The following is a 20,754-nucleotide window of genomic DNA, read 5'->3' on the forward strand; positions in this document are numbered from 1 at the left end:
GCGCGCCGTTCAGCCCGCCGGGCTGTGTTCGCCCAGCAGCGGCGGCGGTGGCAGCGGCAGGTCGTGCCCGGCCAGCATCGGGTTGCGCACCATGGGTACGCGGCCCATGACGGGGTGTTCGGCCATCTGCATCAGCCCGCGGTGCTGGACCTGCGGGTGGGCGAAGACTTCGGCCATGGTGTGGATCGGCCCCCAGGGCACGCCGGCCGCATCGAAGGCATCGGTCCACGCAGCGCGGGTGCGCGTGGGGAAGAGATCGGTCAGCAGGGCGCGCAGCGCGGGCAGGTGTTCGATGCGCGCGGAATTGGTGGCATAGCGCGGGTCCTGCGCAAGATCCGGCATGCCGGCAACGGCGCAGAAGCGCGCAAACTGGCTGTCATTGCCGATCGCCAGGATCAGGTGGCCGTCGGCGCAGCGGAACACCTCATAGGGCGCGCAGTTGGGATGAGCGTTGCCGCTGCGCTGCGGGTTCTGGCCCGACACCAGGTAGTTGGCAGCCTGGTTGGCGTTCATCGCCACCGCGACATCGAGCAGCGCGATATCCAGGTGCGCACCGAGCCCGGTCGCCTGGCGCTGGTACAGCGCGGCCAGGACTGCGGAGGTGGCATACATGCCGGTGCTCAGGTCGACCACGGCGACGCCGGTGCGCAGCGGCCCGGCGCCGGGCGTGCCGTCGGGCTGGCCGGTGTAGCTCATCAGCCCGCCCATGCCCTGGAATACATAGTCGTAGCCGGGTTTGTCCGCCATCGGCCCGCTCTGGCCGAAGCCGGTGATCGACAGGTAGACCAGGCGCGGGTTGAGCGCCTTGAGCGTGTCGTAGTCCAGCCCGTAGCGGCGCAGCGTGCCGACCTTGTAGTTCTCGACCAGCACGTCGGCCTCGCGCGCCAGCTCACGTACCTGCGCCGCGCCCTCGGGCGTGCCGTAGTCGATCGCGACCGAGCGCTTGCCGCGGTTGCAGCAGATGAAGTAGCCGGACAGGCGCCGGGTGTCGCCGCTGCCCTCGGGCGCTTCCAGGTAGGGCGGGCCCCAGCCGCGGGTATCGTCGCCGCGCTCCGGGTGCTCGACCTTGGTTACCTCGGCGCCCAGGTCGGCCAGGTTCTGGGTACACCAGGGACCGGCCAGGATGCGCGACAGGTCCAGGACCCGGACTCCTTCCAGGGCACGATGCAGCATGACGACTCCGCTTTCAGACAACAGTGCGGCGGAGTATAGGGAGGGGTCCTGGCGCGAACCAGTCGAGAGTTTTGAAAGGCGCGTTCGCGGGATTTGAATGGTCCGGCGGGCCCGGATGCAGGTGGCGCCGGCGCCCCCGCCAGTCCCCGCGTTTGGCGCGTGGGCGCTGCCGTGTCACAATTCGCGTTTGGCACTGACGCGGCGCGTGACTCGGCCGGCCGCGTCGCCGTGCTTCCCGCCGCCCCGGCGCGCGTATTGGAAGCCCGCCCAAGAGCCGACAAATTCACTTAGATTTTCTGGCGATGACTACCATCCTGCAGCACATTCCTTCCGGCCAGCGCGTCGGAATCGCCTTCTCCGGCGGCCTTGACACCAGCGCGGCACTCCTCTGGATGCGCCAGAAGGGCGCTGTCCCCTACGCCTACACCGCCAACCTGGGCCAGCCCGACGAGCCCGACTACGAGGACATCCCGCGCCGCGCCAAGGCCTACGGCGCCGAGGAAGCCCGCCTGGTCGACTGCCGCACGCAACTGGTGGCCGAAGGCATCGCCGCCATGCAGTGCGGCGCGTTCCATATCTCGACCGCCGGCATCACCTACTTCAACACCACCCCGATCGGCCGCGCCGTCACCGGCACCATGCTGGTTGCTGCGATGAAGGAAGATGGCGTCAATATCTGGGGCGATGGCAGCACGTTCAAGGGCAATGACATCGAGCGCTTCTACCGCTACGGTCTCCTGACCAACCCCGGCCTGCAGATCTACAAGCCGTGGCTGGACCAGCAGTTCATCGACGAACTGGGCGGCCGCGCCGAGATGTCGGAGTTCATGCGCCAGAACGGCTTCGATTACAAGATGTCGGCCGAAAAGGCGTACTCGACCGACTCCAACATGCTGGGCGCCACCCACGAGGCCAAGGACCTGGAGCACCTGGATTCGGGCATCCGCATCGTGCAGCCGATCATGGGCGTGCAGTTCTGGCGCGATGACGTGGAAGTCAAGCGCGAGGAAGTCACCGTGCGCTTCGAGGAAGGCCAGCCAGTCGCGCTGAACGGCCAGACCTTCGCCAACAGCGTCGACCTGTTCATGGAAGCCAACCGCATCGGCGGCCGCCATGGCCTGGGCATGAGCGACCAGATCGAGAACCGCATCATCGAAGCCAAGAGCCGCGGCATCTACGAAGCCCCGGGCCTGGCGCTGCTGTTCATCGCCTATGAGCGCCTGATCACCGGCATCCACAACGAAGACACCATCGAGCAGTACCGCGACAACGGCCGCCGCCTTGGCCGCCTGCTGTACCAGGGCCGCTGGTTCGACCCGCAAGCCATCATGCTGCGCGAAACCGCCCAGCGCTGGGTGGCCGGCGCCATCACCGGCGAAGTCACCATCGAACTGCGCCGCGGCAACGACTACTCGATCCTGAACACCACCTCGCCCAACCTGACCTACAAGCCGGAACGGCTGACCATGGAAAAGGGCGAGTCGATGTTCACGCCGCTGGACCGTATCGGCCAGCTGACCATGCGCACGCTGGATATCGTCGACACGCGCGAGAAGCTGCAGACGTATGCCAAGAGCGGCCTGCTGTCGACCAAGGTCAGTGCCTCGCTGCCGAAGCTGGAAGACTGAGCGTCGCCGCGCCTCGCCTGACGGCGGGCCAGCCAGAAACCGGCACCTTCGGGTGCCGGTTTTTTTTCGTCTCGGCGTTTTCCCCAGCTGTCCCGGAATGTCAAACGTACGTCCCGGAATATCAAACCGCGCGGTCCCGATCGCCAGATACTGCGTGCGCTCGTCGCCCTTCGGGGGCGGGCTGTGAACGCACGGCGGCGCGAAGACCGCCGGTCTGCTTCCGGAGACGCCCATGTCCAGACCTCGCCTTGCCCTTGCCGCAGAGCCGGCCACGCCGGCCCTGCCGGCTGTTGCCGGACCGCGCTATGCGTGGCTCGTCTTTGCGCTGACGTTCGCGCTGCTGCTGTCGGACTATATGTCGCGCCAGGTGCTCAACGCGGTGTTTCCGCTGCTGAAGGCCGAATGGCAGCTCGGTGATACAGAGCTGGGCGCGCTCGGCGGCGTGGTGGCGCTGATGGTGGGCGTGCTCGCGATTCCGCTGTCGCTGCTGGCCGACCGCTGGGGACGCGTGCGCAGCCTGATCCTGATGGCGGCGCTGTGGAGCCTGGCCACGCTGGGCTGCGCGGTGGCGGACAGCTTCGGCCAGATGTTCCTGGCGCGGCTTTGCGTCGGCATCGGCGAGGCGGCCTATGGCAGCGTGGGTATCGCGGTGGTGGTGTCGGTGTTCCCGCGCCATCTGCGCGCCAGCCTCAGCGCGGCATTCATTGCCGGCGGCGCGTTCGGCTCGGTGCTTGGCATGGGGCTGGGCGGCGTTCTGTCGGCCCATTTTGGCTGGCGCATCGCCTTTGCCGGGATCGCCGGCTTCGGCCTGGTGATGGTGGCGCTCTACTACCTGACGATCAGCGAGCATCGGCTGCGCGGGCTCCAGCAACGCGTGGGCGCGGCCAACGGCGACGCCGCGGCCTCGGCCCGGCAACTGGAGCCGCGCCGGATCGTACGCGAGCTGCTGACGGTGCCTTCCATGCTCTGCGCCTGCGCGGGAAGTGCGCTGCAGCTGCTGGTGATGGCGGCGCTGCTGGGCTGGCTGCCCAGCTTCCTGTCGCGCGACTACGGCATGGCGACCGGGCGCGCCGGCGTGGCCGCGGCAATGCTGGTGCTGATGGCCGGCGTAGGCATGGTGGCCTGCGGTGCGCTGACCGACCGCGTGGCGCGGCGCGTGCCCGCGCGCAAATGGCAGATGGCCATCGCCTACAGCGTGATTTGCTGCGTCTTGCTGATGACGGCGTTCCGGCTGCCCGCGGGCCACGCGCAGCTGGTGCTGATCGGCGCGGGCATGCTGGTGGTGGGCGGCACCGCCGGCCCCGCCAGTGCGATGGTGGCCAACCTGACGCGGCCTGCCATCCATGCGACCGCGTTTGCCACGCTGACCCTGATCAACAACCTGCTGGGGCTGGCACCAGGCCCGTTTCTGACCGGCGTGCTGGCCGACCACATCGGCCTGACCGGCGCGCTGCAATGGATTCCGCTGGCCGGTGCGGCCGCAGCCCTGCTGTTCTGCCTCGGTCGCCGGCATTACGCGGCGGACCTGCGCCGCCTGGATGGCCACGCTGTGCCTCACGTTATTCCTGCCTGACTCTTTCCAATCCGACCATGACTGCTACCACCCACACTGTCCTGATGGTGCCGGGCCTGCGCGACCACGTCGCCGAGCACTGGCAAACGCTGCTGCAAGCCGAACTGCAGGCGCAGGGGCACGACGTCCGCTGCGTGCCGCCGCTGGAGCACGACAAGCTCAGCTGCGCGGCTCGCGTCGCTGCACTCGATGCGGAACTGGCGGACATCGACAAGCCGGTCGTGCTGGTCGCGCACAGCGCCGGCGTGATGATCACCGTGCACTGGGCGGCACGGCACCAGCGCCAGATCCTGGGCGCGCTGCTGGTGACGCCGCCGGATTTCGCGCAGCCGCTGCCGCCCGGCTATCCGGCGCCGGACGCGCTGGTGCAGGGGGGCTGGCTGCCGACGCCGCTCGCGCCCCTGCCGTTCCCAACTTTGGTTGCTGCCAGCGGCAACGACCCTTTGGCCAGCCATGCGCGCGTCGCGGAGATGGCCGCCGCATGGGGCGGCCGGCTGGTGGACCTGGGCAACGTCGGCCACCTCAACCCTGCCGCGGGCTACGGCCCGTGGCCGCGTGCCCATGACTTGCTGGCGGAACTGGGCACCCTGGTCACGCGCGATTCGTGACCTCGCCGCATCCGCGGCACAACAAAAGAATCCGGCCGCAAAGGCTGGGCAATCAAGGAGGAGAAAAATGAAAACCAGAAGTACCGTCATGGCCCTGATGCTGGGCTGTCCGCTGGCGGCCGCCGCGCAATCGTCGGTCACGCTGTATGGCGTGGCGGACGTCAATGTCGAGTACGTGAACCGCGTCGGCGCTGTGCCGGTTGCCACCAACGGCTTCAACCCGGGGCCAGGCGACAAGGTGTTCCGCATGGCCTCGGGCGGGCTGTCCGGGTCGCGCTGGGGCCTGCGCGGCGCGGAAGATCTTGGTGCGGGATGGCAGGCGTCGTTCGTGCTGGAAAGCGGCTTCAGCCTGGACAGCGGCACCATGCAGCAGAGCGGCCGCCTGTTCGGCCGCCAGGCCTTTGTCGCGCTGCAGCGCGCCGGCATCGGCCAGCTCAGCCTGGGCCGCCAGTACACGTCGATCTTTGAAGCGCTGGCGAACTTCTCGCCTACTGCCTACGCCACGCAATATGAACCGGTGGTGCTGCAGGCGGGCGCCAATTTCCGCGAGGACAACACGGTCAAGTACACCGGCCAGTTCGGCCCGCTGACGGCGCGCGCGCACTGGTCGTTCGGCGCCGGGCTGGCGCTGCCGCAAACGGTTGGCATTGCCACGCCGATCGGCGGCAATGGCGAAGTGCCCGGACAGTTCCGGCGTGACACCGCCTACGGGGCCTCGCTGGCATATGGCACCGGGCCGTTCGGCGCCACTATTGGCTATGACCAGTGGAACCCCACCATCGGCACCAGCAATGGCACCGTGCGCAAGGCGGTCGTGGCGGCGAGCTATGCCTTCGGTCCGGCCAAGATCATGGGGGGCTATCGCTGGGGTCAGAACAAGAATGCCGCTGACGTGGTGATCCAGCGCGATGACTATTACTGGATCGGCGCCAACTACCAGGTCACCCCCGCCGTGGGGCTGACGCTGGAGTACAACTATGACAATGTCAGGAGCCTGTTCGGCAATACGCAGGTCGCCAATCCGTGGCAGCTTGCTTTTGTTGCCAACTATGCGTTCTCGCGGCGCACGGATGTGTACCTGTCTACGGCCTATGCTCGCAATGCCGGGCTGATGCTGGAGTCGCTGGCCACGGTCTATGCCAACAGCCTGTCGTTGGGCAACAGCTATGCGGCGGCCAACGGGCAGCGCAGCATGGTTGGCGTGGCTTTGGGGATGCGGCACAAGTTTTGAGTTGGCTGCAGTTGGATTGTTGCCATGCGGTCGGTTGTCGTTCTTGGCATACGTGGCTGTTTCGCCGGCTTAGCCGGCGAGTCACTTTTTGTCCGAGCGACAAAAAGCGTAGGCCGCCTGCTGCCAGCCGCATCGGGACCTGTCAGAAATTTTGTGTTTAGGGCATAACATGTCGCCAAGGAGCATGTATGCCACGCAAGACGAAGACCAGCCAAGCCGCAGGCCGTGAACTGCCGGCTATTCCCGAGGACCTGATCGCTCATTTCGTTAAGGGTCCGATGACCGCCGAAGCGGTTCAGGACGCCTCGATGGCATTCAAGAAGGCCCTGATCGAGCGGGCCCTAGGCGCCGAGCTAGGCCATCACTTGGGCTACCAGCCGGGCGCGGAGCGCCCGGCTGGCACAGCCAACCAGCGCAACGGCAAGAGCGCCAAGACCGTTCTAACCGAGGATGGCCCGCTGCGGGTCGACATCCCGCGCGACCGCGACGGCAGCTTCGATCCGATCCTGATTCCCAAGCACGAACGGCGCTTCACTGGGTTCGATGACAAGATCATCGCCATGTACGCCCGTGGCATGACCGTGCGCGAGATCCAGGCGTTTCTGGCCGAACAGTACGGCACCGAAGTCTCGCCCGAGTTCATCAGTTCGGTGACCGATGCAGTGATGGACGAGGTCACCGCCTGGCAGGCCCGCCCGCTTGAGGCGCTGTATCCGGTCGTGTTCTTCGACGCGCTGCGGGTCAAGATGCGCGAGGATGGCGTGGTGCGCAACAAGGCCGTCTACCTGGCCTTGGGCGTGCTGCCAGACGGCACCCGCGACATCCTGGGCCTGTGGATCGAGACCACCGAAGGCGCCAAGTTCTGGATGAAGGTGTTCAACGACCTGAAGACCCGCGGCACGCAGGACATCCTGATTGCGGTGACCGATGGGCTCAGGGGCATGGAGCAGGCCCTGAACGCGGTGTTCCCGAACACGACATTGCAGATCTGCATCGTGCATCTGATCCGCAACAGCCTGGAATACGCCAGCTGGAAGGAGCGCCGGGCCGTGGCGGCGGCGCTCAAGCCCGTGTACACGGCCCCCAGCGCGGAGGCGGCGCTGGCCGAGTTGGAGGCCTTCGAGCAAGGGCAATGGGGTGAGCGGTACCCCCCGATCGCCGCGTCCTGGCGCCGCGCCTGGGATCAGGTGATCCCGTTCTTTACGTTCCCGCCGGCGATCCGCAAGATCATCTACACGACCAACGCGATCGAGAGCATCAATGCGCAACTGCGCAAGATCATCAAGACGCGGGGCCACTTCCCCAGCGATGAGGCGGCGACCAAGCTCCTGTGGCTGGCCCTGCGCAACATCACCGGGAAGTGGGGCAGTTCAACGCATGACTGGAAGGCTGCCATGAACCAGTTTGCGATCCTCTACGAGGACCGCTTCACCCATCCGCATCGTTGAGATAATGCTGGCTCACCGGTCGAATTGACGGTGAGCCTTTACCTGCCCTGCACACAAAAAAACTGACAGGCCCCCGCATCGCGGGGACGCCTACGGCTGCTACGCAGGCTCAAAATGCGTTGACGGTCATTGGGCGCTTGCGCGGAGCGCAGCCGAAGGCGTTGATGCGATATCGCTCGAGAGCGCGGGCCACCGCCCGACTTGGGGATCGTTCAAAAGCCGGTTATCGCAGGCACTGTCCCTGACTCACATGGCGTAGCAGGGTCGAACCGCGATCACATCCAAACGGCAAGCACCGCCGCCCATATGACCGACGCCGCGTAATTGATTGCCAGCCGCATAGGCGACGCGTTTCTTGCCTACTTCTTGTCGCTTGGACAAGAAGTAGGTCGCCGGCTACGCCGGCGAAACAGCCACGCTAGTCAAGAACGACAACCGACCGCGTAGCGACAGCCCAATCAACCACACCCGCCAACAGCCACCACCCTCAAATTCGCAAAGAACCTTTCCTCTATTACCCCGCCTGCGCCCGCCATGCCGACACGCTGCGCCCAAAACGCCCGCTGAACCACCGCGAGAACGCGCTCAGCGACGAAAACCCCAGCAGCGCGGCCACTTCCGACAGCGGACGCTCGCGGTTCTCCAGGTAGCGGATTACCAGGTCGGCACGGGCCTCGGCAAGGATGTCGGAGTAGGTCGTATGTTCCTGCCCGAGCCGCCGATGCACGGTGCGCCGGTCGACGCTCAGGTGCTGGGCCACGCGTTCGACCGAGCACAGTCCGGTGGGCAGCAGCGCATAGACCAGCTTGCGCACCATGTCCGACATGGTCGCCGCGGTCGACTGCGCCAGCAGCGTGCCGAGATAGTGCTTCACCTGCTGCGCCATCACCGGGTCATACGACGGCAACGGCGCCTCCAGGTCCGAGGCCAGGCAGACGATGCCGTCGAAATCCTGGTTGAAGGTGCAGGGCATGCCGAACACGCGTGAAAACGTGGCCGCGTTGGCCGGCGCGGGGTGGGTGAAGCAGATGCTGCGCGGCCGCCAGGACTGCCCCAGGAACAGCCTCAGCATCCGGAACACCACGCCGACCGCGAGGTCGGCGGCCTGCCGCAAGGTGCCCGGCGCTTCGGTGAGCACCTGCAGCCGGATCATCACCAGTTCATCGCTGTCTTCGATACGCATCGACAGCGATTCATTCTGCAGGCCCATGTAGCGGACCATCGACTCCAGCGCGCGGCGCAGCGTGGGCTCTTCACGCACCACGAAGGCGAGCGGGCCGAGGTTGGAGAACTCGCGCAGCTCGGCCATGCGCAGGCCGAAATCGTCGGCCCCGGTGGCGTGTGCCGACGCATCCAGCAAGCGGCCGACCGAGGCCGCGGGGATGCGGATATCGGGATCGAGCAGGACCGAGCGGTTGATCTTTGCCGCCCTCAGTTGCTGGTACGGATCGAGCCCCAGCGAACGCGCGACTTCCACGTAATTGGTCAGGCTGGCGCTGCGCAGATAGTAGGACATTGGGCGGATTCCGTGCTTTCCCTGAGTGTCCCGAAATGTAAATCGGATGTCCCCAATCGTCAAATCGCGGCCGGTCGTTCACCGATACTCCAACCACTAACCAACCGGAGCCATCCATGCAATTCCTTGACGATTCCCTGCACCCCGAAAACATGGACAAGGTGGTGATCACCGTTGCGCCCTATGGCCCGGAATGGATGCCGCAGGACTTTCCCGAAGACATCCCCGTCACCATGGAAGAGCAGGTCCAGAAAGCCGTGGACTGCTACAACGCCGGCGCCACGGTGCTGCACCTGCACGTGCGCGAACTGGACGGCAAGGGCTCCAAGCGCTTGTCCAAGTTCAACGAGCTGATCGCCGGCGTGCGCGCCGCGGTGCCGGACATGATCATCCAGGTGGGCGGCTCGATCTCGTTTGCGCCGGAAGACGACGGCCAGGCGGCCAAGTGGCTGTCCGACGACACCCGCCACATGCTGGCGGAGCTGGAGCCCAAGCCCGACCAGGTGACCGTGGCGATCAACACCACGCAGATGAACATCATGGAGTTGCTCTATCCGGAATACCTGAAGGGCACCTCGCTGGAACACCCGGCCTACCAGGCCGCCTATCGCGAAATGACCGTGCCGGCCGGCCCGGGCTGGGTGGAAGAGCACCTGCGCCGGCTGCAGGCCTCGGGCATCCAGCCGCATTTCCAGCTGACCGGCATGCACGCGCTGGAAACGCTGGAGCGGCTGGTGCGCGCCGGCGTCTACACCGGCCCGCTGAACCTGACCTGGATCGGCATCGGCGGCGGCTTCGACGGCCCCAATCCGTTCAACTTCTTCAACTTCGTGCACCGCGCGCCGGACGGCTGCACGCTGACCGCCGAGTCGCTGCTGAAGAACGTGCTGCCGTTCAACATGATGGCGATGGCGATGGGCCTGCACCCGCGCTGCGGCATCGAAGACACCATCATCGACCAGCACGGCAACCGCATGACCTCGGTGCAGCAGATCGAGCAGTGCGTGCGCGTGGCGCATGAACTGGGCCGCGAGATCGCATCGGGCAAGGAAGCCCGCGAGATCTACCGCATCGGCACCTGGTACGACAGCGCCGACGCCACGCTGGAAGCCAATGGCATGGCGCCCAACCGCAAGGCGGGGCAGAAGAACCTGCCGCTGCGCGCGGCGGCCTGACCCTGGCCACAGGGCCGGCATACCGGCCGGCCCTTGCCATGCACTACCGGAGTTCGTGATGCATCACCCTGACGCCCTCGCCAATCCCTGCATCAACATCTGCCGCATGGACCTCGCCAACCGCTATTGCCAGGGCTGCGCCAGGACACGGCTGGAAATCGGGCGCTGGGCGCAGATGAGCGAGGCGGAGCGTGCGCAAGTGCTGGCGGCGGCGCCGGCCCGCCGCGGGCAGCGTGCCGCTACGGGCGCTCTGCCATGAACCAGCCCGTCTCCCTCTTCATCCAGGTCGGGTTCGACCTGGTCTGCCCCTGGTGCATGATCGGCAAGCGCCATCTTGAAACAGCGCTGGCGCAGCTGGCCCAGCAACGGCCCGATGTAGCGGTCACGGTCGAATGGCGCAGCTGTCCCCTGTTTCCGACGCTGCCGCCGGCCGGCATCCCCTATCGCAAGTTCAGCCTGGCGCGGCTTGGCAGCGCCGAAGCCGTGGCGCTGCGGCAGGCGCAGGTATGCGCCGCGGCGCGCGAGGCCGGCATCACGCTGGAACTTGACCGCATCGAAGTGCTGCCCAACACCGTGCTTGCGCATCGCCTGATCCGGTATGCGCGCCAGGCTGGTGGCGAGGCGGCCGCATCCGTGCTGATCGACCGATTGTTTGAAGAGTACTTCCTGCGCGGCGAGGACCTCGGCGATCCACGCGTGCTGCACGCCGCGGCGATCGCCTCCGGCATGCCGATGCCGCAAGCGGCGGCACCGGCCACTGCGCAAGACCTGGCATGGCTGCCGCCGCTGCATGGCGAGGATGTGCCGCTACCCAATCCCGGCCTGGGCGTGCCGCGCTTTGTGATCAACGGTGCGCCGCCGATCGCTGGCGCCAGGCCGCCGCGTGCCTTGCTGGAGGCAATGCTGCGGGCGCTGGCCCGCGCGTCTCCCGCTTCCCCACCCCCGCCAGGCATCGCGCTCACCGCCCGGTGACGCCGCGCCCGGCAATGCTGGACAGAAGATCCATACTACATAACGGAGACAACATGCCCACCCACCCTTCATTCCTGCTGCGTATCGCCGCCGTGGCGGCCGGCCTGGCGCTGGCGGCTCCCGCTGCCATGGCCTGGACCAGCAAGCCGGTCCGGATGCTGGTGCCCGCCCCCGCGGGCGGCACCATGGACGTGCTCGCGCGCCTGCTGGCAGACCAGCTGTCGGCCGACCTTGGCCACCCCGTGGTGGTCGACAACAAGCCGGGCGCCGGCGGCGGCATTGCCATCACCACCATGCTGGCCGCGCCCGCTGATGGCCAGACCATCATGGTCACCGCCAGCAATGTGCTGACCGAGATCCCGCATGTGCTCAAGCAGCCGTTCGACCCGCTGAAAGACATCAAGCCCGTCGCCGCCGTGGCGCGTTCGCGCATGGTGATGATTGGCGCGCCTGGCCTGCCGGCCAAGGACCTGAAGGGCCTGGTCAGCTACGCCCGGGCCAATCCGGGCAAGCTCAGCTTTGCTTCGTACAGCGCCGGCACCGCCTCGCACTACGCGGGCATGATCATGAACCAGAAGGCCGGGCTGGACTTGCAGCATGTGCCCTTTGCCGGTTCCGCGCCGGCGCTGACGCAGGTGATGGGCAATCAGATTGCCGTGATGTACGACGGCATGGTGACCTCGCTGCCGATGATCCGTGCCGGCAAGGTGCAGGTCTATGCCGTGGCGTCGAAGAGCCGCTCGGCGCTGCTGCCGCAGGTGCCAACCTTTGCGGAAATGGGTTACCCCGACATGGAGTTCAGCAACTGGGTGGGCGTGATTGCGTCGTCGAAGCTGTCGCCCGAACTGGCCGAGAAGGTCCACGCGGCTGCCTACAAGGCCGCGGCTTCTGCCAAGGTGCGCGACCGCATGGAGGCGCTCGGTTATGAGCCGCTGCCGGCGCAGCCCCTGCCGCAACTGAGCGAATCAGTGCGCACGGAGTTCGAGCGCAATGCCGGCATCGTCAAGGCGTTCAATATCCAGCCCTGAGTCAGTTCCCGGCAACGCAAAAGGGCAGCCTCATCCGAGGCTGCCCTTTCTTCTTCCTGCTGCCGGCTCAGGCGCCGGTGCTGCGCAAGCGCTTCTTGTCGATCTTGCCGACGCTGGTCTTCGGGATCTCGTCGACAAACAGGATCCGCTCAGATTCCGGCACCGCATATTTGCTGAGCCGGTTGGCCTCGACGCGCGCCAGCAGCGACGTACGAATCGCATCCGCGGTCACCGTTGTGCCAGGCTTGCGCACCACGAATGCCATCGGCCGCTCGCCCCACCTGGCGTCCGGCACGCCGATGACCGCGCACTCCTGCACGCCCGGCACCTGCGTGACCAGGCTCTCGACCTCGATCGACGAGACCCATTCGCCGCCGGTCTTGATCACGTCCTTGATCCGGTCGACGATCTGCACGAAGCCGTCGGCCCCCATTACCGCGATGTCCTGTGTATGCAGGTAGCCGCCGGCCCACAGCTCGGCCGATGCCTCGGGCTTGCCATGGTATGCCCTGGTCAGGAACGGTGCGCGCAGCACGATCTCGCCGCGCGCCTGGCCGTCGCGCGGCACCTCGTGCATCGATTCATCCACCAGGCGGAAGTCCACCATCGCCACCGGCCGCCCCGTCGAGCAGCGCATGCGCACTTCGGTCTCATGGTCGCGATGCGCGTCGCCTGGCGGCAACTGTGCCAGCGCGACGATGGGGCCGGTCTCCGACATGCCATAGCCGGCAAACACATCCATACCGCGCTCGAGGGCAGCCTCGCACAACGCCGGCGGCAGCGCCGAGCCGCCGATGATGAGCTTCCAGCCCGACAAGTCCTGGCCGCTTGCCTGCGCCGCCTGCAACAGCATCTGCAGCAAGGTCGGCACGCAGTGCGAGAACGTGACCCGCTCGGTCTCGCGCAACTGCAGCAGCATGTCCGGCGCATAGCGCCCCGGCAGCACGATGCGCAGCCCGAGCATGACCGCGACATACGGGATGCCCCAGGCGAGCACGTGGAACATCGGCGTGATCGGCATGTAGACGTCTTCCCGATGCAGGCGCTGTCCTTCGCGCGGCGCGCACAGGCTGGTGGCCGAGGCCAGCGCATGCAGCACGATATCGCGATGGCTGTAGCACACGCCCTTGGGATCGCCGGTGGTGCCCGTCGTGTAGAAGGTGGCGGCGCGGGTGTTCTCGTCGAACTCGGGGAAGTCGAAGTCGGGCGAGGCCGCGCTCAGCAGCGTCTCGTACTCGCCGCAGAACGGCAGAGATGTCGGCGGCACGTGCTGGCCGTCGGCCAGCAGGACAAAGCTGCGCACGCTGGTCAGCTGGCCGCGGATCTCTTCCATCACCGGCAGGAAGTCGGGATGGAGCAGCACCACCTCGGCGCCGGAATCGTTCAGCGTGTACAGGATCTGCTGCGCCGACAGCCGCACGTTGACCGTGAACAGCGTCGCGCCCATCATCGGCACGCCGAAATAGCATTCCAGGTAGCGGTGGCTGTCCCAGTCCATCACCGCCACGGTGGTGCCGTGCGCCACCCCCTGCGCCGCCAGCGCTGAAGCCAGCCGGCCGACACGCCGGTGGAAGTCGCGATAGCTATGGCGCAGTTGCCCGCGGTACGTGATCTGCTGGTCGCCGTAGAGCGACAGCGAATTGAGCAGCAGTTGCCTGACGAGCAAGGGATAGGCATAAGCCTGCGGCGCCGCAGGCACAAGGTTTGGTTGCATGTCTGCCTCCGTCAGAACGGCACGTCGCCGATGATGCCGGCGCGCTCCATTTTGCGCACCGTGGGCGCATAGTCCTGCACTGCGTAATGCTGGGTGCAGCGGTTGTCCCAGATCGCCACGCTGTTCTTCTTCCAGCGCCAGCGCACCTGGTACTCCGGGATCTCCGCCTGCGCGCACAGGTAGTGCAGCAGATCGCCGGCGCCGGGCATGAAATCCTTGCCGAAGCGGACCACGTCGTCGCGGTGGTAGTTGGCAAAGTGCGAGGTGAAGGCGTTGACGAACAGGACCTTCTCGCCCGTCTCCGGGTGGGTGCGCACCACGGGATGCTCCACCATCGGGAACTGCGCCGCCAGCGCGGCACGCTTCTCCGGCGGCATATTGGCGCCGAAGGTGTGTTCGATGCTGTGCTTGGCGCGCAGGCCTTCGATGCGGGCCTTGATGTCTTGCGGCAGGCGGCGGTACGCCTCGCCCATGTTCACCCAGATGGTGTCGCCGCCCACTGCCGGCGTTTCCACGCAGCGCAGCACGCAGCCCATCGGCGGCGCCTGGCGCCAGGTGGCGTCGCAATGGAACGAGTTCTCGTAGTGCTCGACCTTGCTGTCGGGCGACTTGTAGATCTGCACCAGGCCCGGGTGCTCCGGGTCGCTGCCTACCACCGGGTGGTCTTCCAGTTCGCCGAAGCGGCGGGCAAAGGCAACGTGTTCGGCGCGGGTGATGTCCTGGTCGCGCAGGAACAGCACCTTGTGCTGCAGCAGCAGCGCCTTGATCTCGGTGAACAGGCCGGCGTCGCGTGATGCATCGGCCAGGCTGACGCCGCTCAGTTCGGCGCCAATGGTGCAGGTCAGGGGTTCTGCATGCATGGTGTGGTCTCCTCTGTTGTTGTTCTCAGATGACGAAGATCGACGAGCCGGTGGTACGGCGCGCCTCCAGGTCCTGGTGCGCCTGGACCGCGTCTTCCAGCGCATAGCGCTGGTTGATGCCGATGCGGATGCGGCCCGCGCCCACGTGGTCGAACAGCTCGCCCGCCAGCGCTTGCTTCTCCGCAGGGTCGGCGATGTAGTCGGCCAGCGCCGGGCGCGTCAGGAACAGCGATCCCTTCATCGCCAGCAGCACGGGGTCGAACGGCGGAATCGGGCCCGATGCGGTGCCCACGCACACCATGGTGCCGCGCCGCTTGAGCGAATCCAGCGACGCCATGAAGGTGGTCTTGCCGACGCTGTCGAATACCACCGAGACCCCCACGCCGTCGGTCAGCTCGCGCACGCGCTTGGCTACGTCTTCGCGGGTGTACTGGATGATGTGGTCGCAGCCGTGCGCACGCGCCACTTCGGCCTTGGCTTCGGTGGACACCGTGCCGATCACCGTCAGGCCCAGCAGCTTGGCCCACTGCGACACGATCAGCCCGACCCCGCCCGCCGCGGCGTGCAGCAGGATGGTGTCCCCCTGGCTGAACGGATAGATGCGGCGCATCAGGTAGGCCGAGGTCAGCCCGCGCATGGTCATGGCCGCGGCGGTTTCGAAGGCAATGCTCTCGGGCAGGCGGATCAGCGGCGCGGCCGGTACCAGGCGCTCGGTGCTGTAGGCGCCCAGCGTGTTGACGAAGCCGGTGTAGGTGACGCGGTCGCCCGCCGCCACGTTGGTCACGCCCGGGCCGACGGATACCACCACGCCGGCGGCTTCCACGCCCATGCCGCTGGGCAGCGGCACGGGATAGGTGCCATTGCGGAAGTAGGTGTCGGCGTAGTTCAGTCCCACTGCGACGTGGCGGATGCGGACCTGTCCGGGGCCCGGATCGCCCACTTCCATGTGTTCATAGCGAAGCACTTCGGGGCCGCCGGTCTCGTACATGCGGACAACGTTTGCCATGGTCTTGTCTCCTGGAGTCTGGTTGGTGCAGAACACGCTGCAGCTGCAGGGAACTGTAGAGATTGCTGCCCCGGCCGGCTTTGCATTGGCTCCCGATGACTTTGCATTTCATGCCATGCGGCCCTATGATCGCTGCTGCGGCGGGCAGACCGCGCCCCCGACTGACATCTCATCGCAAGGCAACGCTGGCTTGGAAACCCTGATACGTGCTGCCGCACTAACCAACTTCCTCGAGGTTTCGCGCGACCTCGGCCTGGATCCGCAGCCGTTGCTGCGCCAGGCGCGACTGCGGCGGGCCTGGCTGGACGATCCCGACCAGCGCGTCCCGCTCAGCGCCTGCGTGGCGCTGCTGGAAGCCGCCGCGCAGGCCTCGGCCTGCCCGACCTTCGGGCTGCGCATGGCGGAGTCGCGCCAGCTGTCGGACTTTGGCGTGATGAGCCTCTTGATCAGCCAGCAGCCCACGCTGCGCGCCGCGCTGGCCACCACCATCCGCTACCGGCACCTGGTCAATGACTCGGTGGCGCTGTTGCTCGAGGATGCCGGCAGCGCCGTGGTCATCCGGCAGGAAGTGCTCAGCGACGCGCCCTCGCGGCAGGCCACCGAGCTGGCCATCGGCGTCGTCTTCCGCATGTGCGCGCTGCTGCTGGGTCCGCGCTGGCAGCCGATCGGCGTGAGCTTCACGCATGCGCCGCCGGCCGACCTGCGCATCCATCGCCGCCTGTTCGGTTGCCCGCTGGAGTTCAACGCGGACTGCAATGGCATCATCTGCCGCGCGGCCGACCTCGACGCGCCGAACCCGACGGCGGATCCGGTCATGGCACGCTACGCGCAGCAGTTCATCGACACGCTGCCGCGCGCCAACCCGCAGTCCATCGGCCATGAAGTGCGCGCCGCCATCTACCTGATGCTGCCAATGGGCCGCGCCACCTGCGAGGCCGTGGCGGAGGGCCTGGGCCTGAGCCTGCGCACCATGCAGCGCCAGCTCGACGACGCGGGCGAGACCTTTACTGAGATCCTGAACGACGTGCGGCGTGAACTGGCGCGACGGTACGTGGAGAACCCGCGCTATTCGCTGCTGCGGGTGTCGCAGTTGCTGGGGTATGGGTCGGCCAGCTCCTTTACCCGGTGGTTTTCTGCGCAGTTCGGGATGGCGCCGGCCAGCTGGCGCAGGGATCACGCGCAACGCTAGCGCGGACGATGCCGTCAGCCTGGCGTCACCGTCGCGCGTGCTTCGCGCAGCGCCAGCTCGGCATCCTTGATATTGCCCAGCGGCGCGAGGACGGCCGCATCGAACGGCCGCACCGGCTGTCCCTCGCACACCAGCACCGGCCAGTCCGGATTCGCAAGGGCGCCGCGTCCGAGCGCGACCAGCGTCGCGCCATCGTCCAGCAGGCCGGCCGCGCGCGATGGCTCATGCAGGCTGCCGTTGGCCATGATCGTGAGCCCGGGCGCGGCACGGCGTGCAAGCTGCACCAGCGTCGCGCCGTCGTCCGCGAAGGCGGGCTGCCATGCTTCGTGCTCCGTCACGTGGAGGTAGTCCACGGTGCTTGCCGCGAGCGCGGAGAAAACGGCGGCCGCGCCTTCCGCGCCTTCCGGCCACTTGTGGACGAAATCATTGACCTTGCCTTGCGAGATGCGCACGCCGACGGGGAAGCCAGCTCCCACGGCAACGCGCACCGCGCGGACGGTTTCCAGCGGCAGGCGCATGCGCTGTGCGATGCTGCCGCCCCAGGCGTCCTGGCGTTGATTCGTATAGCCCGTCAGGAACTGATCCAGCAGATAGCCATTGGCACCGTGGATTTCAACGCCGTCGAAACCCGCGTCACGGGCCAGCCGGGCGGCCTGCGCAAAGCCTTCGATGGCCTGCAGGATGTCCGCCTCTTCCATGGCGCGCGGCATCCGGTATGGACCCTTGCCGGCATACACGGTCATCTGCAGCCCCTTGGGCTGCACCGCCGAGGGCCCGACCGTGTGGTCGCGGAAGCGGTTGGCCTGCGACAGCGCACCGGCGTGCATCAGCTGGGCCACGATGCGCCCGCCCTGCTGGTGGACCGCGGCAACCACCTGGCGCCACGCGGCCACTTGCTGCGCATCCGTCAAACCGGGCTGGCCGGCATAGCCCTGGGCATAGGCACGGTCGGTATAGATGCCCTCCGTGACGATGAGGCCAAAGCCGCCGCGGGCAAAGCCTGCGTAGTAGCGCGTCATGGCCTCGGTGGGAACGCCTGCGGCGGTGGCGCTGATGCGCGTCATCGGCGCCACCGCGAGCCGGTTGCGCAGCGGCACGCCGTTCAGGGCCAGCGTATCGAACAGTGAGGGCGCGGCGGGCGTGGTCATCGCGCAGCCTCTGCGGCCAGGGCGATGGCTTCGATCTCGATCTTCGCGTCCGGCGAGTAGAGCGCCGAGACCTCGACGATGGTGTCGGCCGGATAGGGAGCAGAGAACCACTTGCGGCGCAGTGCGACGATCTTCGGGAAGTGTGCCATCGAGGTCAGGAAAATCGTCACCTTCACCACGCGGTCCAGCCCCGAGCCGCCCGCCTGCAGCGCGCGCCTGAGGTTGCTGAACGCCTGCTCGGCCTGGGCATCGAAGTCGTCACGGCCCACGATGGCGCCATCGTCGCCGACCCCGGCCTGGCCGGAGACAAAGAGGAAGCCGCCGGCCCGGATGGCTTGCGAAAGCAGATAGGGAGCATAAGGGTCGGGTTGGGTGTGGACTTGTTCCAGTAGCATTGCTGACTCCGGTAGATGATTTAGTAGAATTCACCTGATCGCGTGGGTGGCCGATCAGCTAGGTCAAGTATCGGAGCGGAGATCAGGCCGCGACAAATGGTCGCTTTTCAGTCGACACATGAATACATCTCATCTAAGGGGGAGGCTTGCGCAAACTGCCGCCACTGGGTGCCCTGCGCACCTTTGAAGCCGCCGCCCGGCGCGCCAGCTTCAAGCACGCGGCGGACGAACTGCACGTCACGCCGACGGCGGTCAGCCACCAGATCCGGTTGCTGGAAGAGAGCCTTGGCGTGAAGCTGTTCGAGCGCCAGACCCGCAAGGTGCGCCTGACGCCCGCCGGGCATCAGTTGTTTCCCGCGGTGCGGGACGGCCTGGACGGGATGGAGCGCGCCGTGCTGGCGGTGCAGCGCAGCGGACAGGCCAACGTTGCCACGCTGAAGTCGACGGTTGCCTTCATGGCCAGGCGGCTGGCACCGCGCGCCGGCCAGTTCCGCACGGCCTACCCTGACTGGACGCTGCGCCTGGATGCGTCGGACCAGGTCGTCGACCTGGACCACGATGCGGACGCTGCCATCCGCTACGGCAGCGGCAGCTATCCCGGCCTGGTGGTCGAGCCGTTGTTCTGCGACCGGTTTGCGCCGGTCTGCAGCCCCGGCCTGAAGCTGGCCAGCGTGCAAGACCTGAAGCACGCCACGCTGGTGCACTTCGAATGGGGCGCCGGCGCGCGCGATGACGAGCGCGCGCCGGTATGGCACCAGTGGCTGGCGCACGCCGGCGTCGAGATCACCGATCCACAGGCGGGCCTCAGCTTTACCGACGAGATCCACGCCGTGCAGGCCACCATTGCGGGACAGGGAGTCGGCCTGCTCAGCCTGACGCTGGTCGCCGAAGAGCTGGCCTCGGGCGTGCTGGTGCAGCCCTTCGGGCTTACGCTGGAGAGTTTCCGCTATGACCTTGTCTACAGCGAGCGCGCCGCGGAGCGTCCCGCCACGCGGTTGCTGAGGGACTGGGTGAAGGCGGTGTTCGCCGGTTAAGGGGCGGGCTACTGTTTGACGTTCCCTCCGGCGTACACTGTGGCTCCCGATCTCCGTAGACCCATATCCATGCCGGCCTTGCGTACCCTCTATCCCGAAATCGAGCCCTATGAAACCGGCACGCTGGATGTCGGCGACGGGCATGTCATCTACTACGAGCGCGTGGGCACGCCCGGCGCCAAGCCGGCGGTGTTCCTGCACGGCGGGCCCGGTGGCGGGATCTCTGCGGACCACCGGCGGCTGTTCGATCCGGCGCGCTATGACGTGCTGCTGTTCGACCAGCGCGGCTGCGGGCGTTCGACGCCGCATGCGGGGCTGGAGGCCAACACCACCTGGCACCTGGTCGACGATATCGAGCGCCTGCGCGATCTGGCCGGCGTGGAGCGCTGGCTGGTGTTCGGCGGCTCATGGGGCTCGACGCTGGCGCTGGCCTATGCGCAGAAGCACCCGCAGCGCGTCAGCGAGCTGGTGCTGCGTGGCATCTACACGGTGTCGCAGGCCGAGCTGGACTGGTACTACCAATACGGCGTGTCCGAGATGTTCCCCGACAAATGGGCGCGTTTCCAGGCGCCGGTGCCCGAGGCCGAGCGCGGCAACATGATGGCCGCGTACCGCAAGCTGCTGACTGGTGACGACCAGGACAAGCAGGTGGAAGCGGCACGCGCATGGAGCGTTTGGGAAGGCGAGACCATCACGCTGCTGCCGGACGCCGGCAACAGCGCCAAGCATGACGACGGGCACTTCGCGCTGGCGTTCGCGCGGCTGGAGAACCACTATTTCACGCACCGCTGCTGGCTGGAAGACGGGCAGCTGCTGCGCGACGCGCACAAGCTGGCCGACATCCCCGGCGTGATCGTGCACGGCCGCTATGACATGCCGTGCCCGGTGCGCTATGCCTATGCGCTGCACCAGGCGTGGCCCGCGGCCGATTTCCACCTGATCGAAGGCGCCGGCCATGCGTGGACCGAGCCGGGCATCATGGACCAGCTGATTGCCGCGACCGATCGCTTTGCGGCGCAGCAGTAGTCGCGCGCCGACCACCACCGAAGATCACCA

General features: G+C 67.0%; 19 protein-coding genes. 12 read left to right on the plus strand and 7 right to left on the minus strand.

The genetic code is table 11. From position 1 onward, the window contains the following. Window positions 1-9 precede the first annotated feature (9 nt). On the minus strand, window positions 10-1,173 hold the full coding sequence (locus AC1Q6V_RS09925; RefSeq protein ID WP_011617940.1) for a CaiB/BaiF CoA transferase family protein: 1,164 nt from the start codon (window positions 1,171-1,173) through the stop codon (window positions 10-12). A gap of 302 nt (window positions 1,174-1,475) precedes the next feature. Between AC1Q6V_RS09925 and argG the strand changes: the two genes are divergently transcribed. The 5 genes from argG (at window position 1,476) to AC1Q6V_RS09950 (ending at window position 7,661) form a co-directional block, all read left to right on the plus strand. Next, entirely contained in the window at window positions 1,476-2,801 is a 1,326-nt protein-coding gene (gene argG / locus AC1Q6V_RS09930) for an argininosuccinate synthase (RefSeq protein ID WP_010811197.1), read from the plus strand. A 232-nt stretch (window positions 2,802-3,033) separates the two neighbouring features. After that, on the plus strand, window positions 3,034-4,374 hold the full coding sequence (locus tag AC1Q6V_RS09935; protein WP_010811198.1) for an MFS transporter: 1,341 nt from the start codon (window positions 3,034-3,036) through the stop codon (window positions 4,372-4,374). Window positions 4,375-4,391: 17 nt separating this feature from the next. Then, entirely contained in the window at window positions 4,392-4,982 is a 591-nt protein-coding gene (locus AC1Q6V_RS09940) for an RBBP9/YdeN family alpha/beta hydrolase (RefSeq protein WP_011617938.1), read from the plus strand. 67 nt (window positions 4,983-5,049) lie between these two features. After that, window positions 5,050-6,213, plus strand: coding sequence for a porin (locus tag AC1Q6V_RS09945; protein ID WP_010811200.1), 1,164 nt, complete (start codon window positions 5,050-5,052; stop codon window positions 6,211-6,213). A 188-nt stretch (window positions 6,214-6,401) separates the two neighbouring features. Next, window positions 6,402-7,661, plus strand: a complete 1,260-nt coding sequence (locus AC1Q6V_RS09950; RefSeq protein ID WP_454750600.1) for an IS256 family transposase — start codon at window positions 6,402-6,404, stop codon at window positions 7,659-7,661. Between the two features lie 514 nt (window positions 7,662-8,175). Here the strand turns inward: AC1Q6V_RS09950 and AC1Q6V_RS09955 are convergent. Beyond that, on the minus strand, window positions 8,176-9,177 hold the full coding sequence (locus AC1Q6V_RS09955) for an AraC family transcriptional regulator (RefSeq protein ID WP_010810820.1): 1,002 nt from the start codon (window positions 9,175-9,177) through the stop codon (window positions 8,176-8,178). Between the two features lie 116 nt (window positions 9,178-9,293). Between AC1Q6V_RS09955 and AC1Q6V_RS09960 the strand changes: the two genes are divergently transcribed. Genes AC1Q6V_RS09960 through AC1Q6V_RS09975 form a run of 4 tightly spaced genes read left to right on the plus strand, consistent with a single transcriptional unit; the run spans window position 9,294 to window position 12,352 of the window. After that, entirely contained in the window at window positions 9,294-10,352 is a 1,059-nt protein-coding gene (locus AC1Q6V_RS09960) for a beta-keto acid cleavage family enzyme (protein ID WP_010810819.1), read from the plus strand. Window positions 10,353-10,410: 58 nt separating this feature from the next. Continuing rightward, window positions 10,411-10,611, plus strand: a complete 201-nt coding sequence (locus AC1Q6V_RS09965; RefSeq protein WP_010810818.1) for a DUF1289 domain-containing protein — start codon at window positions 10,411-10,413, stop codon at window positions 10,609-10,611. Next, window positions 10,608-11,324: a DsbA family oxidoreductase gene (locus AC1Q6V_RS09970; RefSeq protein ID WP_454750709.1), complete on the plus strand. Its 717-nt coding sequence runs from the start codon at window positions 10,608-10,610 to the stop codon at window positions 11,322-11,324. The genes AC1Q6V_RS09965 and AC1Q6V_RS09970 overlap by 4 nt, the downstream gene beginning before the upstream one ends. A 53-nt stretch (window positions 11,325-11,377) precedes the next feature. Further along, complete coding sequence (locus AC1Q6V_RS09975; RefSeq protein WP_439672223.1) at window positions 11,378-12,352, plus strand: Bug family tripartite tricarboxylate transporter substrate binding protein; 975 nt, start codon at window positions 11,378-11,380, stop codon at window positions 12,350-12,352. A 67-nt stretch (window positions 12,353-12,419) separates the two neighbouring features. On the opposite strand, the gene AC1Q6V_RS09980 is transcribed toward AC1Q6V_RS09975, so the two are convergent. Genes AC1Q6V_RS09980 through AC1Q6V_RS09990 form a run of 3 tightly spaced genes read right to left on the minus strand, consistent with a single transcriptional unit; the run spans window position 12,420 to window position 15,932 of the window. After that, a complete protein-coding gene (locus tag AC1Q6V_RS09980) occupies window positions 12,420-14,066 on the minus strand; it encodes a fatty acid--CoA ligase (RefSeq protein WP_454750708.1) in 1,647 nt (548 codons plus the stop codon). 11 nt (window positions 14,067-14,077) lie between these two features. After that, window positions 14,078-14,926, minus strand: a complete 849-nt coding sequence (locus AC1Q6V_RS09985) for a TauD/TfdA dioxygenase family protein (RefSeq protein ID WP_011617934.1) — start codon at window positions 14,924-14,926, stop codon at window positions 14,078-14,080. A 25-nt stretch (window positions 14,927-14,951) separates the two neighbouring features. Then, window positions 14,952-15,932, minus strand: a complete 981-nt coding sequence (locus AC1Q6V_RS09990) for a quinone oxidoreductase family protein (RefSeq protein ID WP_010810813.1) — start codon at window positions 15,930-15,932, stop codon at window positions 14,952-14,954. Between the two features lie 190 nt (window positions 15,933-16,122). Between AC1Q6V_RS09990 and AC1Q6V_RS09995 the strand changes: the two genes are divergently transcribed. Next, a complete protein-coding gene (locus AC1Q6V_RS09995; protein ID WP_037024847.1) occupies window positions 16,123-17,121 on the plus strand; it encodes an AraC family transcriptional regulator in 999 nt (332 codons plus the stop codon). Between the two features lie 14 nt (window positions 17,122-17,135). On the opposite strand, the gene AC1Q6V_RS10000 is transcribed toward AC1Q6V_RS09995, so the two are convergent. Both AC1Q6V_RS10000 and AC1Q6V_RS10005 read right to left on the minus strand, forming a co-directional pair. Then, complete coding sequence (locus AC1Q6V_RS10000) at window positions 17,136-18,269, minus strand: NADH:flavin oxidoreductase (protein WP_454750707.1); 1,134 nt, start codon at window positions 18,267-18,269, stop codon at window positions 17,136-17,138. After that, window positions 18,266-18,664: a RidA family protein gene (locus tag AC1Q6V_RS10005; RefSeq protein WP_010810810.1), complete on the minus strand. Its 399-nt coding sequence runs from the start codon at window positions 18,662-18,664 to the stop codon at window positions 18,266-18,268. Before AC1Q6V_RS10005 ends, AC1Q6V_RS10000 begins: the two co-directional genes overlap by 4 nt. A gap of 146 nt (window positions 18,665-18,810) precedes the next feature. Between AC1Q6V_RS10005 and AC1Q6V_RS10010 the strand changes: the two genes are divergently transcribed. Together AC1Q6V_RS10010 and pip are read left to right on the plus strand one after the other, a co-directional pair. Further along, window positions 18,811-19,698: a LysR substrate-binding domain-containing protein gene (locus AC1Q6V_RS10010; RefSeq protein ID WP_454750706.1), complete on the plus strand. Its 888-nt coding sequence runs from the start codon at window positions 18,811-18,813 to the stop codon at window positions 19,696-19,698. 69 nt (window positions 19,699-19,767) lie between these two features. Next, window positions 19,768-20,724 (plus strand): prolyl aminopeptidase, encoded by a 957-nt coding sequence (gene pip, locus AC1Q6V_RS10015; protein WP_011617931.1) that lies wholly within the window; start codon window positions 19,768-19,770, stop codon window positions 20,722-20,724. Window positions 20,725-20,754 lie beyond the last annotated feature (30 nt).

Source organism: Cupriavidus sp. GW823-FHT07B10 (assembly GCF_058794355.1).